This is a genomic window from Vibrio sp. QJM3NY_21 (genome assembly GCF_057785975.1).
Window position 1 is genome coordinate 935,221 of record NZ_CM173514.1, and the last position, 15,204, is coordinate 950,424.

A 15,204-nucleotide genomic window follows, 5' to 3' on the forward strand; every position below is an offset into this window, starting at 1 on the left:
TTGGTTAGCGGCTTTTTAATACCTATCTCTTTCTTAACGCAACGCTCGCTGACGCTATAGTCCCTTAGTCGCCAAATCACACCCATAAAAAAGCCCAATCAAAATTGACTAGGCTGGCTTAAAAGAATCTGTTTTATATCATTCCCTAATAACCCGCAGTGGACGGTTTGATTCTATATAGAATAGCGAACATCACTGGTACTACTATTAGCGTTAGTACTGTAGCAAAGCCTAAGCCTGCCATGATGGTAATCGCCATCGAGCCGAAAAATGCATCGAATACCAAAGGAATCATACCCAAGATAGTCGTCAATGCTGCCATAGATACCGGTCGCACACGACTAATCGCGCTGTCGACAACCGCTAGGTATGGGTCTTTACCTGTTGAGAGTTCGGTGTTGATCTGGTCAAGCAGGACGATTCCGTTTTTCAAAATCATGCCGCTTAGGCTCAGTAGGCCAAGGAACGCCGTGAAGCTGAATGGCATATTGGTACCTAACAGACCAATCGAAACACCAATGATAGAAAGTGGTACCGTAAACCAAATCACAAGTGGCTTACGAAGCGAATTAAACAAAAGCATGGTGATGATAAACATCAATAAGTAACCCATTGGTAGTGAACCAAATAGAGATTCTTGTGCATCTTTCGAACTTTCGTACTCGCCACCCCAGCTAATGTTGTAACCTGCTGCTAGCTCTAATGCTTCTACCTTTGGTTTAACACGAGCAAACAAGCTAGCCGGCGTTTCATCACCCAATACATCATGATCAGCCAGTACGGTTAGCGTACGTTTTCTATCACGACGTTGAATCAGTGGTTCAGACCATTGAAGCTCTACACCATCAATCACTTGTTCAACTGGAATGTAGGTTTGTAACGATGGGCTCCAAATCTTCACATTGTTTAGTGATTCAAAATCAAAACGCTCTGCTTCAGGTAAACGCGCAACAATAGGCAACATATGAGTACCATCACGCAGTAGACCGATGTTGTAACCGCCAAACGCCATCTGTAACGTCTCGGACAGATCCGTCTTTGAAATACCAAGACGACGAGCCTTTGATTCGTTAAACAGTGGCACGAGCTCTTTGGTACGTTCACGCCAGTCGTGACGAACATTTCGAGAGCCTGGGTCCGCTAACAAGATGTCTTCCACTTCAACCGCAATACTGCGCAAGATTTGTGGGTCGGCACCACTAATACGAGCCTCGATTTTTGAAGCTGGTGACGGGCCAAACTCAATCAATTTGAATTGGAACGTAGGTTGTTCAAATTTGTTGGCTAAGTCCTTGTCTAACTCTTCTAGGACTTCGAACATGGTGTCACGGTCAGTGGTTCTTACTTGTAACTGACTGTACGCTTCGTAGCTTTTCTCTGGTTGGTATGTCAGCGCGAAACGTTGCATGCCCTGCCCAACCGTTGTGGTTACAAACTCTACGTCGTCTTGTTGACGAATGTAGCTTTCGACTTTTTCTGTCTGCTTGATCGTTTCACGAACATCAGTACCTTCCGGCATCCACATGTCTACATAGAACATTGGCGTGTTTGATGGCGGGAAGAACTGCTGTTTCACCATACCAAAGCCGACAACGGAAACCGCTAATAGCGCAACCATGCTGACAACAGTAAGCCATCTAAATCGAAGCGCTACTTTCAGGCACGCACCAAATACAACGAACAAGATGCCTTTGTAAGGGTCTACGTTTTCATCAACCTTGTCTTCTTCTTTAAGCAACATCTCGGCCAGGAAAGGCGTTAATGTGAGCGCCGTTACCCAGCTCAAGAATAGCGAGAAACACAGTACCCAGAACAACGAGCCCATGAACTCGCCTGTCGCATCTTTCGACAAGCCGATAGGCGCAAAGGCTGTGATAGCAATAATGGTTGCACCCAATAGTGGCCATTGTGTTTGTGTCACGATGTCTTTCGCTGCTTGAAGCTTGGTTTTGCCTTTTTTCAGGCCAACCAGAATACCTTCAACCACAACAATTGCGTTATCCACCAGCATACCCAGTGCGATGATCAAAGCACCCAGCGAGATACGGTGCAGTTCAACATCGTTGTAGTCCATAAGAATGAACGTACCGAATACCGTCAGCAACAGAACCAAACCAATGATCAAACCACTGCGTAAGCCCATCGCGAACAGAAGTACGATGATAACGATAGCAACGGCTTCTACTAGGCTGATCAAGAAATCAGCAACAGACTTGTCCACTTCTTGTGCTTGGTTGTAGAAGTAATTCAACTCAACACCGGCTGGCTTAATGCTTTCTAAGCGCTCAAGCTCTGCATCGAGTGCCTGACCGATTTCCACTACGTTTACGCCTGAAGAGAATGCGATCCCGAGGTTGATGGCTGGCATACCATTGTAAGTGAGTACATTGCCTGGCTTTTCTTGGATTCCGCGAGTGACCTCAGCGACATCTTTTAAGCGAATTAGGTTACCTGTATCGCGGCCATGAATGATTAAGTTTTCTAGTTCTTCAACCGTACTTAAAGTGCCATTCGGTTTGATCGTTAGGCTTTGACCATTGAGCATTACCTCGCCTGCCGATACCACACTGTTTTGCTGTGCGAGCAATGATGTCACTGTCGACATGTCTAGGTTTAATGCCGCTAAACGCTCAAGTGACATCTCAACGAACAATTGCTCTTGTTGGTCGCCTGCGATACTTACCTTGCCTACGCCTTCAACCAGTTCGATTTCACGTGTGAGGTAATCAGCGTACTGTTTGAGCTCGACGTAATCGTAGCCATCACCCGTCAGCATAATCATCACGCCAAACACATCACCGAAATCATCAATGATCTGAACTGAGTTAACACCACTAGGAAGCGTGGGCTGTAGATCGTTGATCTTACGACGCATTTCATCCCAGATTTGAGGTAGCTCATCCGGACCATAGTCCATCTTCATGCTCACCATAATTTGAGACATACCATTCGACGACGTTGAGGTAATCTTGTCGATATAAGGCAGCTGTCTTATCTCTTTTTCAAGCGGGTAAGTCAGCTCTTCTTCAACTTCCATTGACGTAGCGCCAGGGTAAGTTGAAATAATCATTGCATCTTTAATGGTAAAAGCTGGGTCTTCCAAACGGGATAGATTACCAAAAGACGTAACACCACCAATGGCCAATATGACGAGAAACAGCCAGCTGATTACTTTGTTCTTTATTGAATATTCTGCGATGTTCATTCTGCTTTTCCTGACAATTTAATTCCGTCACGGAGTTTTCTTAGATTCGAGTTTACGAGTCGATCACCTTGCTCAACACCATGAGCGATTAATGCGCCTTGGCCACTGATCTTGTCGACTTCTACTTCGCTTTTGAATGCTTGTCCGTCTTCCATTTTCCACACATAAAACTGATTCGCTTCAGAACCCGCTTCTAAAGTTGTCATTGGTAATTGGTAGCCTTGAACATCGCTCAAGCCGGCTTTCGCCATATCCACGTTCACCGTAACGCTGGTACCCGGCAGGATTTCGTTTTTAGGTTGCTGCATCTGCATCCAAAATTCGTAAGTACGCGATTGCGGGTGCAATTCACTAGTGTGCTCCAAATACGTCAATGGATATTGCCCTGTATGACCGCCAAAGGTCGCCTCAGGACGATAGCTATTTGAACGCATGTCTGGACTGATCGATGCCAAGATCGAATCTGATACTTGAATTCGTACATATACCTTGTCGTTCTGGTACACGCTTAATAGTGTTTCACCCGGTGTCGTGTTTTCGAAACGTTGCTTGTCCACGGTAGAAACGGTCCCGGAAAATGGCGCTAAAAGCTCTGTGTAACTTAGCTTGCGCTCTGCAGCCGCCAAATTCGCCGATGCCAGCTTATAGTTAGCCGTTAGTTGGTCTAGCTCTGACTGCGACAACATCTTGCTACCAAACATCTCCGTACCACGGGCTAACTGCTTGCTCGCCAGTTTGAATTGAGAGTTAGCGTCAGTAAGATCTTGGAGATACGTTGCGTTGTCTAAGGTCGCAAGTAACTGCCCTTTTTCGACGTTGTCACCGGCTTCTACCAAGACTTGTTGGATTTCGCCTGCGAGCTTAAATGCCAAGGGGGTCAATTCAGCGGGCATTACCTGACCGTTAAAACTTCTGAATTGATCAGTCAGCGGCGCGCCAACTTCAAAGGTAGAAACTAACAGAGGGGGTTGTTCACGGTGTACGGCTTCACTGTTACAGGCTTGAAGCAACATAGCCGACGCGACAACAATTGATAATTTGGAAAGGTTCATTAAATACCGCCCTCACGTAACCAAGCTTTAACTTGCTGTCCATCGGATAACACATCCACACCCGCTTCAACGATAAGGTCGCCAGACGACAATCCATCAATAACCTTGCCTTGCTCATCAAGAAGGACTTGTACTTTAGAAATCAATTGAGACTCTGGGTTGTAGCGCCACAGTTCACCGTGGTCTGCTTCTTTGCTTAACCACGCTGAATCAACAATCCCAATACCGTAGTCAGATTTATGCTTCTGAACTTCAACTTGCGCTGTCATCCCAGAAAGTAAATTGATGCCTTCCGGCTTTTCGATGGACACAACCGCTTGGTAGCTGTTGGTGTCTTCATCTGGTTGTGTAGAGATTTCTTTAAAGCGAGTCGGGATACGAATACCACGGTGGCTATCCATCACAACCCACATGTTTGAGCTCGTTAGGTCTTGAATAGAACGGTCTTCAAGCTTTGATACTGGAATTGAAAACGTCACGTCCATCTCACTGTGATTCAAAATATTCAGTACAGGCTGCTTTTCTGCGATCAATTGATATTGTTTTCCAAACACCATCGATACCACGCCATCGAATGGAGCAACTAAGGTGGTGTAGCCAAGGTTTGTTTTTGCTTGGTCCAACTCAACGTCAGCGGCAGTAAAGGTGTTCACGGCTTGATCGTAGTAATCGGTACTGACTAACTTTTTCGCGTACAACTCAGAAGCTTGTTTGTATTGGCTATTCGCAAGATCAAATTTGGCTTGTGCTGCATCAACCGCAATACGGTAATCCGTCGCATCTAATACGGCGAGCACCTGACCTTTCTTCACTTCTTGTCCCATACGAACATCGAAGGTTTCAATGTCGCCTCCTACTTGGAAGGAAAGCGCAGCACGGTCGGTTGCATCTACTTTTGCGATAAAGCTATCAAGCTCGATATCCGTCTGCAAAGGAATCTCAAACAGCTTTACAGGCTTAACAACTTGAACCGTTTCTTCTGACTGAACCTTATTACATCCGGTCAAAGAGCCTGCGAGCAATAGTGCTGCAATCACAGCTCCCATGCGCTTGCTCGATATGGCATTGATAGACAAATTGGACTGCATGATGTCTCTCCATTTAATTATTATGATTTATTACACAGATGGGCAGTATATTCAAAAATCCATAATCCACAAGCTTTACTTTCCACCTGTGCAGTATTTTTTATTTGAGTAAAAACAGTGTAGAATGTGGTAATCAGGTAAATGTGTGAAATGAAGATGACTGAAAAGAAACAAGGCAGAAGAAGCGCAAAAGACGCTGAAGAGACGAGATTTTTGATCATGGGTGTTGCCGCGGATATGTTCTGTGAGCATGGTTATGATAGCGTTTCGCTTCGTAACATCAGTGAAAAAGCAGGCGTATCGCATAGCCTTATTCGCCACCACTTTGGCAGCAAAGAAAAAATCTGGCATGCGATAAGTGATTGTTTACACGCTTATTTTCAGTCTTATATTGCTAAGATAGTGGAAGAGTTACCAAAAGGCGTCGCACCAAACATTACTATCTATTTATTTAGTATGCGCCTCTTTAGCAACATGATTCACTCACGAAAACCGATGCAACTTATCACTGACTCTGTTCGTCAAAAAGACAACTTGGTCGATTACTTTATCGACACTGTTGGCGATGTCGAAAAAGAAATCAACATGTTAGCTGAACAATATAACGATGCGAATCCAAAGAACTTGATCAACATTTATGAGATTAAATGGCAAATGATCATGTATGCGCACGGAGCGGTATGCCTAACTCCCTTCATGGAAAGCACTTGGAATGAAGGCGATATGGTCACCTCGCCCGAAGATGCCCTACTTAAGCATTGGCAACTATTCAACTCACAAATGGTAAGTAAGTTTAGAATCGAAGACCAATGGGTGCTAAACCCAATTAGCCTAGATGAGCTAATTTATGAAGTGCCCTGTGTATGGAAGTGCAATCAAGAACATCATTAATCCAGTGTTTTATTTTCCTTGGTCATAAATTGATTTACTTGAAACAAAAATGCGCCGTTACAGAACCAACTGTAACGGCGCATTTTTATATCTATAGATCTTTAAACTAGAGCTTTGTCCAGCTTGTTAGCGACGTGCTTTACCGCGATTTTGGTGAATCTTAAGCTTCGCTTTCATCTTACGTTTTTCTGATGAACGACTTTTACTGCGACCACCGCGATCAGGGGCTACATCTTTTTCTAGACTTGGTTCAAAACCCTCTAACCACTCTTGAGGCAAGCGAGTATCAAGTAAGCGTTCAATGTCACCCAATAGGTACGCTTCATCCTGACTCATCAAAGAAATCGCTAAACCGGTATTACCTGCACGGCCAGTACGTCCGATGCGGTGAACGTAATCTTCAGCTTTAAATGGCATGTCATAGTTCACAACTTGTTCTAGCTGCTGGATATCAATACCACGAGCTGCCACGTCGGTTGCAATCAACGCTCTCACCTTGCCTGATTTGAAATCGTCCAGTGCTTTTTGGCGCGCACCTTGGCTCTTATCACCATTGATTGATGCCGCTTTGATGCCGTCTAACTTAAGCTCTTTAACTAGAGCATCAGTGCCCTGCTTAGTTTTCGTGAACACCAACACTTGTTGCCAGTTTTTTGAGCCAATCAAATAGGCCAACAGTTCACTTTTACGCGATTTATCAACCGGATAAACCATCTGGGTAACGGTGTCAGCGGTGCTGTTTTTTGGCGTAACTTGAATTTCGCTTGGTGACTGCATCATTCGATGTGCAAGCGCTTTAATTTTATTGTCGAACGTCGCAGAGAAGAACAGCGTCTGACGTACGTCGTTCATGCGAGAAAGAATGCGTTTGATGTCAGGCATGAAGCCCATATCTAGCATGCGGTCTGCTTCGTCTAATACCAACACTTCCGTTTGGCTCAACATGATGTTCTTGGTGAACATATGGTCAATAAGACGACCAGGCGTCGCTACAAGAATGTCGGCGCCTCCACGTAAGTTATCGGTTTGAACCTTCATGCTAACGCCGCCGTAAGCCACCACAACTTTAATATCGGTGCCTTTCGCATAACTCGTTACGTTATCAAACACCTGTTGTGCCAATTCACGCGTTGGCACTAACACAAGTGCACGAACGAGCTTAGGGTTCGGAATAACATTGTCTTTAGTCTCGATTAATCTTTGAATAATCGGCAAACCAAACGCCGCGGTTTTACCGGTACCCGTTTGCGCACCAGCCAGTACATCTTTGCCTTCCAGTACCAATGGAATAGCTTGTTCTTGAACACTAGTCGGAGCCGTAAAGTTTAGCTCTGATAGCGTTGTAAGAAGTTGCTCAGACAATCCTAGTTGGTTAAAAGATCGGGTAGATTCAGACATAGTATGATGCTCAAAGATTAAATAGGCGCGGATTGTAGCAAACCTGCATTACGCTGTTTACCTTTCCTTTTGATTTTTCTTCATTTGAAGTGCATTAAACTGCTTCGCTTCTTCTAAAACGCTGGGATACAGCTCATTAAAGTGACACTGCAACGTATCATAGTGACGTTCGAGGTCGTCGTAACAATTTTTGAGCATGCCTAACTTGGGCCTTCTCAACGCCATACGTTGCAATACCACCTCTATGGAAGACATGTCTTGATAGCTTTCCAGCCAACGTTGTTCTGCCATCTTTTTATGAATAGTAATGAAGTTCTCAGGCCAGTGAGGTTCTTGATGTTCAAAGATCTGTTGATGACTATCGAAACAAAAATGCTGTAACGTCTGCTGCGAGAACTGAGTCCAATGATTGGCTAAGCAGTGATCCCAAAATACATCCAGTGCAATAGGTGCAAAGCGACGCGTTTGGTCTAAAAAAAGCGATTTTGCCGATCGGGATACATCGTGGCGGTCTGTGTAACTATCCACGAATCGATGAAGTCTTATTCCGTCTGAAAGCGAGGTTGAATAGTGTTTATTAGGGTCGCCTTTAACGAAGTCACCTAGAAGGTTACCTGCTAAGTTGCTGTTACAGTGTTGAGCGATGTGGAGATGTGCGAGAAAGTTCATTGAACCTCATTAAAGTATCGAGAACTAAGTAACATGGTAAACGTACTCGTTTATCTTCGCGAACTTTAATGAGGATAGTTTTGTTATGACGTGTGAGCGAATGAGATTTGCTCAGTTTAAGAATTGTCTAATTTGAGAACGTTGAACTACAGAAACCTTTAGTTCAGGTAAAACCTAGTTCGAAGACTTAAAAAGTTCTTCTGCTAATTGTTTAACCGCCTGCTCGTAGTCAGATAAATCAATGCCAATTTCCATGGCATCTAACAACTCAAGACTTTCGTCATTAAAAGATTGGTCACTCATAGTGCCCCCTCTATTCCTTGATGCGGACATGATGTCCGATTAACTAGTGCACCATCTTGGACTTATATTATGTCACTTTGATGAACGCACTCTACTCTACCCATTCCATATTTATAGCTTGAAGCTACTCGCGATCATTAGCGCTTGTTTACGCTAAAGGGGTATACGCGAACGACATATGTACTGTCACCTTACACCAAGTACAACAAATTACTCTACAAATTTTGAAGCAGATCATGGTCAAACGTTTGCTTCGGGCATTTGAGTGCTTTCAACCCACCAGTCGTAAATTATAATTTACAGTGGATATTTTTAATTACATTAGACATTGCATTTGGAATTAAACTCAATCAGAATACTTTAAAATCGAGATATTCTTTGGGTTTATGCGCTTAAGCTAGAAGAATTACAATGAAAACACACCCTAACGTAAAGAATTATATACAATGAATAAATCAAAGGTTTTTGGTAGTACTTTGATCATTGCAGGCACCACTATTGGTGCTGGCATGCTCGCTCTTCCACTTGCTTCTGCAGGTATTGGCTTTTCAACCTCACTTTTTCTAATGCTTGGCTTATGGGCTCTAATGGCCTTTACTGCATTGTTAATGGTAGAACTACATCAATTCGCTGATTCTGACGCAACCCTACATACGCTAGCTGACAAAATTTTAGGGACAAAAGGTAAGTGGATCGCTAGCTTTGCAGTTATGTTCCTTTTCTACGCTCTGTGTGCAGCTTATATCGCAGGTGGTGGTGCGCAGTTTAATCAGCGTATCTCGGATATTTCAGGCTTTGAGCTTAATGGCCAAATTACAACCCTTCTATTCACACTGTTAGTTGCTGGCGTTGTGACGATTGGTACGCACAGTGTTGATAAAGTTAACCGCGTTTTATTCGGACTTAAACTGATTGCGATGGTACTGGTACTCAGCTTCCTAGCACCAAACATCACCTCTCAATACCTAATGAGCATGCCTTTACAGCAAGGGCTGATTGTTGCTGCAATTCCAGTTGTGTTTACCTCTTTTGGCTTCCACGGCAGCATCCCTTCAATTGTTCGATACCTAGATGGTGACGTTCGATCTCTACGTAAGGTCATGATTGTTGGTTCTGCACTGCCTTTGGTCATCTATGTTTTCTGGCAGAGTGTGACTCTAGGTGTGATCAGCCAAGAGCAGCTTTTGTCGGATACAAGCTTAGGCGCACTGTTAGTCTCATTGTCACAAACCGTTCATCAATCAAACCTTAGCGTGATCGTTGGCGTATTCGCAGACCTTGCACTGCTGACTTCTTTTATTGGTGTGAGCTTGGGGTTATTTGAATTCATGGGGGATTCACTGAGCAAGAAACTAGGCAGTGCAAAACGCGTTAAAACGGCCGCTATCACTTTCTTACCGCCATTAGGTTTTGCCTTGTTCTACCCACAGGGTTTCATTACAGCTCTGGGCTACGCAGCCATAGCACTTTCAGTGCTCGCAATTTTGCTGCCGACAGTGATGGTATACAAGATTCGTTACACGGATTTCTCTGTAGAACCTCAAGGCACAGAAGCGACTTACCAAGTGCTCGGTGGAAGTAAAGCGTTGTTTTTAGTTGGCAGCGTAGGCGTTTTTATCATTGCGATTCAAATCCTTATTTCAGTAGGGTTATTGCCTTCTCTAGGCTAATAAACCCATAGAGAACAAAAATACTTGATAGATATCTCATAAACGATATGTTGGTATCATTAATTTTCACAATTAGTCGATTGGCATCACATTTTTATTGAGGTCGGTTATTTAGAGTCCACGGTAAAGGATTTACCGTGGAGTTTTTATGAAAGAAGTACAATTTCGAACGATAGATAAACTGTTTATTAAAATGTCTATCAACGACAAGTTTTGGGTCATTTTCTTGATCTTTTTTGCCGCTGTGGCAAGCCTCGCTGGCCTCAACTACGTCAACAATATGGAACAAATTGACGCGAGTGCAAAACAGCAGGTTGAATATCAATTGCAAGGCATCTTATCAGCGTCAGATTCCCCTGCTTCCGTGCGTTCAGTTAGCCAACAAACACGTCCTCAAGAAACAACCATATTGAAAAGTGGTGCAGTTACAGCAACAGCCATTGCGCAAGATGGTAATTACTACTCTCTTACCGTTTCAAATCTCGATACACAGAATCAAAAGCAACAAGCACTGTACTCTTTATTACTCAGTTTTTTGTGGTGTATGCCTTTTGGTCTTTTCTGTTACTGGGTGGCGACTTTTCTAGGCGGCGCACTTTGGGTGCTTTACTCAACCACTCAAAAGATTGGTGATGGCGACTTAACATCACGCCTTGGTTTCCACCCTGGACGTGATGAGTTCGGTACGATTGGTTGTGCACTTGACCGTTCAATGGACACGCTTAGTGAGCTAGTCAACAACGTAAACCACAGTGCAGCGACACTAAGCGAAACATCGGCTTCTTTCGAAACAGAGATGAAGCGCAGTGAAACACAAATCATGAGCCAGAATGCGTCTCTAGACTCTGTTGCTACTGCCATGGATCAAATGACCGCTTCAGCCAATGAAGTCTCTAACATTTCAGCACGTTCAACTGAACAAACTGAACAAGACGCGCAGCAAATCAACGACAGCCATACGAAAGTTCAACAAGCCATCTCAGAGATCACCACGCTCTCTTCTTTGATTGAGCAAACCTCATCTTCAGTTACCAGCTTGAATGTGAACACTAGTCAAATTAATGAAGTGATCACGACGATCAACGCAATTTCAGAGCAAACTAACTTGCTTGCACTGAACGCGGCGATCGAAGCTGCTCGTGCGGGTGAACAAGGCCGTGGTTTCGCTGTTGTTGCTGATGAAGTAAGAACGCTTGCAAGTCGCACTCAGTCGGCTACGGTTGAAATCCAAGCGATGATAGAACGCTTACAGCAAGAGAGCCAAAATATCGCTAAGATCACCGAGCAAACGGTCGATCAAGCGCAAACTAGCAGCCAACTGATTTCAAACATTGGGGACGATGTAAACTCGATTGCCGACTCAGCTCAAGCGCTAATGGATATGAGTATTCAGATTGCAACCTCAGCGGACGAGCAAAGCAACGTAGCGAACACCATCGCAGCTGAGCTTAACGATATTCGCAGTCAATCCGATGTGATTAAAGAAGTGGCTCAAAACTCTTCAAATGGCGTGTCGACACTGACAGACGCATCAGTTTCTTTGTCTAAAACTTTGGCAAGATACCGCACTTAGATTTGAGTGTTCACTTAGGCTGACCAAGTTAAATTCAGCGAAACTAAAAAGGACTCATCATGAGTCCTTTTTTATCGACGTTCGTTAATAGCAGCGTCCGCCAATAGTAACGCCCGTTTATAGCAGCGTCCGTTAATAGCAACTTTCACTAATAACAACTTCCCTTAATAACTACAGGAAACACATGGTCTTTAACGATGAGATTATCATTACCATGAAGCAAGTCGCAAAGACGAGATTATCAAGTGTCAAAACTGTCTAATATTCGAGCTTAGGGGTAATCTAATTAAACGGGTCTTTTTTCGCTTACCCTCTTGCTGCAGGTGACACATAATGAATAAAACAGAAACACCAAACACCGACGACATTACATGCCCTTTATGCCAACACGACGAATATCTACTCTCAGAAAGTGGAGAAAAGTTTACTTGTGCCTCTTGCGGTTTTCACACTAAACAATTTAGTAAGGTAGTCAGCCTTCAGCTAGGCTCTACCCCACCAAAGCTGCAGGGTTCGGTATTCCACCACTTGAGCAGTGTTTGCCATTAATCCAAACCGAAATCTCTTCCAAACTGTAGATATCCTGAGCCGCTACCTCTGATGAGTCGGCTTCGGGATCTACGATTGATTCATTAATACTTGGGCGCAATCGGAATGATTGAATACCCGCACGAACACCCGCTTCAATTCCTTTCAAAGTATCGTCCACATAGATACACTCATTGGGTAAAAAGCCCATATTCATGGCTGTATACATAATCAGGTCAGGTTCTGGCTTCCAGCTGTTGGCATCAAAAGCTGAAAACACTTTACCTTTAAAGTCATCAAGCATTCCTGTCATGGCCAATGAAGATTCAACCCGAGACTTAGGCGCATTAGAAGCGATACAAAATTCGATGTCCTGTCGCTTTAGAAATTCAATGAGCTCGATAGCACCATCCATCGGCTTTAAATGACGTTGGAACAAGGCTTCTAATTCAATACGATATAACGGCTCAAGCGTATCAATCGAGATAGATAGCCCTAAACGTTCCTGTGTATCCATTAAGATGTCGGCCAGCTTTCCACCTTGAAAGTGCGCATAGCAGTCATTAACGTTTAGCTCCGCCCCAAAGCCGGTGAATACATTCACCAAGGCTTGGCAACAAAGCTTTTCGCTATCGATGAGTGTTCCATCACAATCGAAAATTACACATTTAGTCTGTTCTAACCGCATAGCTCTCTCACTCGCATTGAATTCAAGTTTTATCCTATAGTGTTCTTTCAATGCGCGGGATGATTGAGATAACAGTTTACAGACACAGGCTTATTTCTCTTCGCGAAATATGGGCTTGATCACCTTATGGCTCGACATAAGCAACAGCTTTCATCAAATTAACCCAGAATCTGCGAAACCAAATACTGCAAGGTTTACATAAATGACTTAATTTCAGTGGAAAATATAAATTGCCACGTCCTAGTCGGATTATGGCGAATTGATAAAGAAACCAAGACTTATAGACTATTCAGATAGAGCGAGAGTTAGCTAACAACCGACTCTTCTAATACCTTAACTTCAATCGAAGGTACAGACGCATATTCTACAGTTCCAGTATCGGGATACGAATCTCGGATGGCGACAAACTCGGGCAAGTGTTTCAGTAGCAGTTTGGTTAGTTTAGGGTCAAATTGATAGCCACACTCTCTATCGAACAAATCGACGACCATCTCTAATGGCCATGGCTCTTTGTAGCAGCGGGCACTAAGCAATGCGTCAAATACATCGGCTACCGCAGTAATGCGAGCAAACAAATGAATTTGTTCACCTACCTTACCATTAGGGTATCCAGTGCCATCCCAACGCTCATGATGTTCGTTAGCAATAATTGCTGCGAGGTTGGTAATATCACCCGCTCCGCTCTTCAGTAAATTGTAGCCCGCAGTGGTGTGAAGTTTCATTACATCCCACTCTTGGTCTGTCAATTTACCTGGTTTATCCAAGATAGATTCCGGAACCGAAATCTTACCTACATCATGCATCGGGCTTATGATCTCAATCATCTCGACCTCGCGATGGCTCAAGCCACGATACTTGGCAAGCAATGCGGATAACTTGGCTACACGCTTAACGTGATTACCCGTCTCGCCAGAGCGAGTTTCAATGGCTTCACCCAACACATGAATCATGTCCTTTTGAACATTCAAAGTTTGTTTCTGTAGAGCAAGGATTCGCTTGTTCTTTTTTGCCAACTCTTTCTTTTGGCGCAGGGTAATAAATTGCATCACGATAATCACGCTCAGCCCTGTAATGACCATGATTAAGCCCAACAACAATTGAAAGTTCTTTTGTAAAAAGGAGGAAGGCTCGTTAACAATCACAGATCCTGTCGGCAGTACATTATCACCAATACCAAACTTTTTAAGCGCCGGATAATTGAAAACAAAACGCTTGTTGTCACCGGGAACTAAAGGTGTAGAAAAATTAAGAGGCACATACTTATCCAATGCACTAACGGCCTCTTCGCCCATACTTCGCGAGTGGTTTACATAACCTCCGAGTACATCACCGACTATATTAAACTGCCATAACGCAAACACTGGTGCGGCGCTCGATGCAGATAAGGTTTCCGCGACCTCTTGATAGGTATGATATACACCTTGATCTAACTCAGTATTGTAGTGGCTCAGTAAGACCGCATCGTCAACAGAAACCCCTTTCAAGAACTCACTTGTTTGCTTGAGCGACAAATCGCGTATTTCTACCAAATTAATCGATGGAAAGTCTGCCATAATATGGCTTATATCTTTACGGATTAGCTCAGAAGTGACACTGTAATCATTGATGAAATAGAGGTTCTTTAGATTAGGTCTTAGTTTAGAGATCAGCTTAATATTGACGTCTATCTGATCGTTCTCATAAAGCACAGTCGCTCTATCAGACACCGCATACATATCGGTGCTTATGTCATTGATACCCGCCGCAACAATAGGTGTCGCACGGTCAATCAACGCACTCAGTGATTCAAGGAAATTAGCCGCATTATCGTCAGTCGCAATAACACCATCAAATTTATAACCTGCGTATTTGGCTTGTAAGTAATCGGTGAGAGAGTGGTAGTACTCAGAGCTATGGACGCGCTTTGTATCCAAATACTCGATTGAGAGTTTAACTTCGGTTTGAGATTGGCTGAACGCACTGTCTATCCCTTTCTGAAAGTCAGCAGTCCATTGGTAAGAAGGTTCGTATGAGTGTAAAACTAGGATGCGTTTGATATCCCAGTCGGTAGCAAAACTGACTGTAGAAAAAGCGCTAACACACAATACAGCGATTGATATCAATAGCTTGTACATACAAAACCCTTTAAAAAAGATGGGG

General features: G+C 43.7%; 11 protein-coding genes. 3 read left to right on the plus strand and 8 right to left on the minus strand.

Annotated elements, in window-relative coordinates:
• Nucleotides 1-145: 145 nt before the first annotated feature.
• From AC3CID_RS19870 to AC3CID_RS19880, 3 genes are read right to left on the minus strand one after another with little or no spacing between them, the layout of a single operon-like run.
• Nucleotides 146-3,205, minus strand: a complete 3,060-nt coding sequence (locus AC3CID_RS19870) for an efflux RND transporter permease subunit (RefSeq protein WP_488527976.1) — start codon at nucleotides 3,203-3,205, stop codon at nucleotides 146-148.
• A complete protein-coding gene (locus AC3CID_RS19875) occupies nucleotides 3,202-4,257 on the minus strand; it encodes an efflux RND transporter periplasmic adaptor subunit (protein WP_065206083.1) in 1,056 nt (351 codons plus the stop codon). Before AC3CID_RS19875 ends, AC3CID_RS19870 begins: the two co-directional genes overlap by 4 nt.
• Nucleotides 4,257-5,345 carry an efflux RND transporter periplasmic adaptor subunit gene (locus AC3CID_RS19880; protein ID WP_488527977.1) on the minus strand — a complete coding sequence of 363 codons (1,089 nt, stop codon included), beginning with the start codon at nucleotides 5,343-5,345 and terminating at the stop codon, nucleotides 4,257-4,259. Before AC3CID_RS19880 ends, AC3CID_RS19875 begins: the two co-directional genes overlap by 1 nt.
• Nucleotides 5,346-5,495: 150 nt before the next feature.
• On the opposite strand from AC3CID_RS19880, the gene AC3CID_RS19885 reads away from it, so the two are divergent.
• On the plus strand, nucleotides 5,496-6,236 hold the full coding sequence (locus AC3CID_RS19885; protein WP_488527978.1) for a TetR/AcrR family transcriptional regulator: 741 nt from the start codon (nucleotides 5,496-5,498) through the stop codon (nucleotides 6,234-6,236).
• A 126-nt stretch (nucleotides 6,237-6,362) separates the two neighbouring features.
• On the opposite strand, the gene AC3CID_RS19890 is transcribed toward AC3CID_RS19885, so the two are convergent.
• The 3 genes from AC3CID_RS19890 to AC3CID_RS19900 form a co-directional block, all read right to left on the minus strand.
• Complete coding sequence (locus tag AC3CID_RS19890; protein WP_017088235.1) at nucleotides 6,363-7,634, minus strand: DEAD/DEAH box helicase; 1,272 nt, start codon at nucleotides 7,632-7,634, stop codon at nucleotides 6,363-6,365.
• 57 nt (nucleotides 7,635-7,691) lie between these two features.
• A complete protein-coding gene (locus tag AC3CID_RS19895; protein WP_488527979.1) occupies nucleotides 7,692-8,303 on the minus strand; it encodes an acyl carrier protein phosphodiesterase in 612 nt (203 codons plus the stop codon).
• Between the two features lie 174 nt (nucleotides 8,304-8,477).
• Nucleotides 8,478-8,606 carry a hypothetical protein gene (locus tag AC3CID_RS19900; protein WP_004730901.1) on the minus strand — a complete coding sequence of 43 codons (129 nt, stop codon included), beginning with the start codon at nucleotides 8,604-8,606 and terminating at the stop codon, nucleotides 8,478-8,480.
• A 446-nt stretch (nucleotides 8,607-9,052) separates the two neighbouring features.
• Between AC3CID_RS19900 and AC3CID_RS19905 the strand changes: the two genes are divergently transcribed.
• Entirely contained in the window at nucleotides 9,053-10,276 is a 1,224-nt protein-coding gene (locus tag AC3CID_RS19905; protein ID WP_114635379.1) for an aromatic amino acid transport family protein, read from the plus strand.
• 148 nt (nucleotides 10,277-10,424) lie between these two features.
• Complete coding sequence (locus tag AC3CID_RS19910) at nucleotides 10,425-11,849, plus strand: methyl-accepting chemotaxis protein (protein ID WP_114635380.1); 1,425 nt, start codon at nucleotides 10,425-10,427, stop codon at nucleotides 11,847-11,849.
• Between the two features lie 490 nt (nucleotides 11,850-12,339).
• Here the strand turns inward: AC3CID_RS19910 and AC3CID_RS19915 are convergent, their stop codons facing one another.
• Together AC3CID_RS19915 and AC3CID_RS19920 are read right to left on the minus strand one after the other, a co-directional pair.
• Complete coding sequence (locus AC3CID_RS19915; RefSeq protein ID WP_029224226.1) at nucleotides 12,340-13,065, minus strand: HAD-IA family hydrolase; 726 nt, start codon at nucleotides 13,063-13,065, stop codon at nucleotides 12,340-12,342.
• 305 nt (nucleotides 13,066-13,370) lie between these two features.
• Nucleotides 13,371-15,179, minus strand: coding sequence for an HD domain-containing phosphohydrolase (locus AC3CID_RS19920; protein WP_114635382.1), 1,809 nt, complete (start codon nucleotides 15,177-15,179; stop codon nucleotides 13,371-13,373).
• Between the last annotated feature and the right edge of the window lie 25 nt (nucleotides 15,180-15,204).

Bases quoted from the DNA above. Each gene is read 5' to 3' on its own strand.
- AC3CID_RS19870 (WP_488527976.1), bottom strand. From the start codon at position 3,205: ATGAACATCGCAGAATATTCAATAAAGAACAAAGTAATCAGCTGGCTG.
- AC3CID_RS19875 (WP_065206083.1), bottom strand. From the start codon at position 4,257: ATGAACCTTTCCAAATTATCAATTGTTGTCGCGTCGGCTATGTTGCTT.
- AC3CID_RS19880 (WP_488527977.1), bottom strand. From the start codon at position 5,345: ATGCAGTCCAATTTGTCTATCAATGCCATATCGAGCAAGCGCATGGGA.
- AC3CID_RS19885 (WP_488527978.1), top strand. From the start codon at position 5,496: ATGAAGATGACTGAAAAGAAACAAGGCAGAAGAAGCGCAAAAGACGCT.
- AC3CID_RS19890 (WP_017088235.1), bottom strand. From the start codon at position 7,634: ATGTCTGAATCTACCCGATCTTTTAACCAACTAGGATTGTCTGAGCAA.
- AC3CID_RS19895 (WP_488527979.1), bottom strand. From the start codon at position 8,303: ATGAACTTTCTCGCACATCTCCACATCGCTCAACACTGTAACAGCAAC.
- AC3CID_RS19900 (WP_004730901.1), bottom strand. From the start codon at position 8,606: ATGAGTGACCAATCTTTTAATGACGAAAGTCTTGAGTTGTTAGATGCC.
- AC3CID_RS19905 (WP_114635379.1), top strand. From the start codon at position 9,053: ATGAATAAATCAAAGGTTTTTGGTAGTACTTTGATCATTGCAGGCACC.
- AC3CID_RS19910 (WP_114635380.1), top strand. From the start codon at position 10,425: ATGAAAGAAGTACAATTTCGAACGATAGATAAACTGTTTATTAAAATG.
- AC3CID_RS19915 (WP_029224226.1), bottom strand. From the start codon at position 13,065: ATGCGGTTAGAACAGACTAAATGTGTAATTTTCGATTGTGATGGAACA.
- AC3CID_RS19920 (WP_114635382.1), bottom strand. From the start codon at position 15,179: ATGTACAAGCTATTGATATCAATCGCTGTATTGTGTGTTAGCGCTTTT.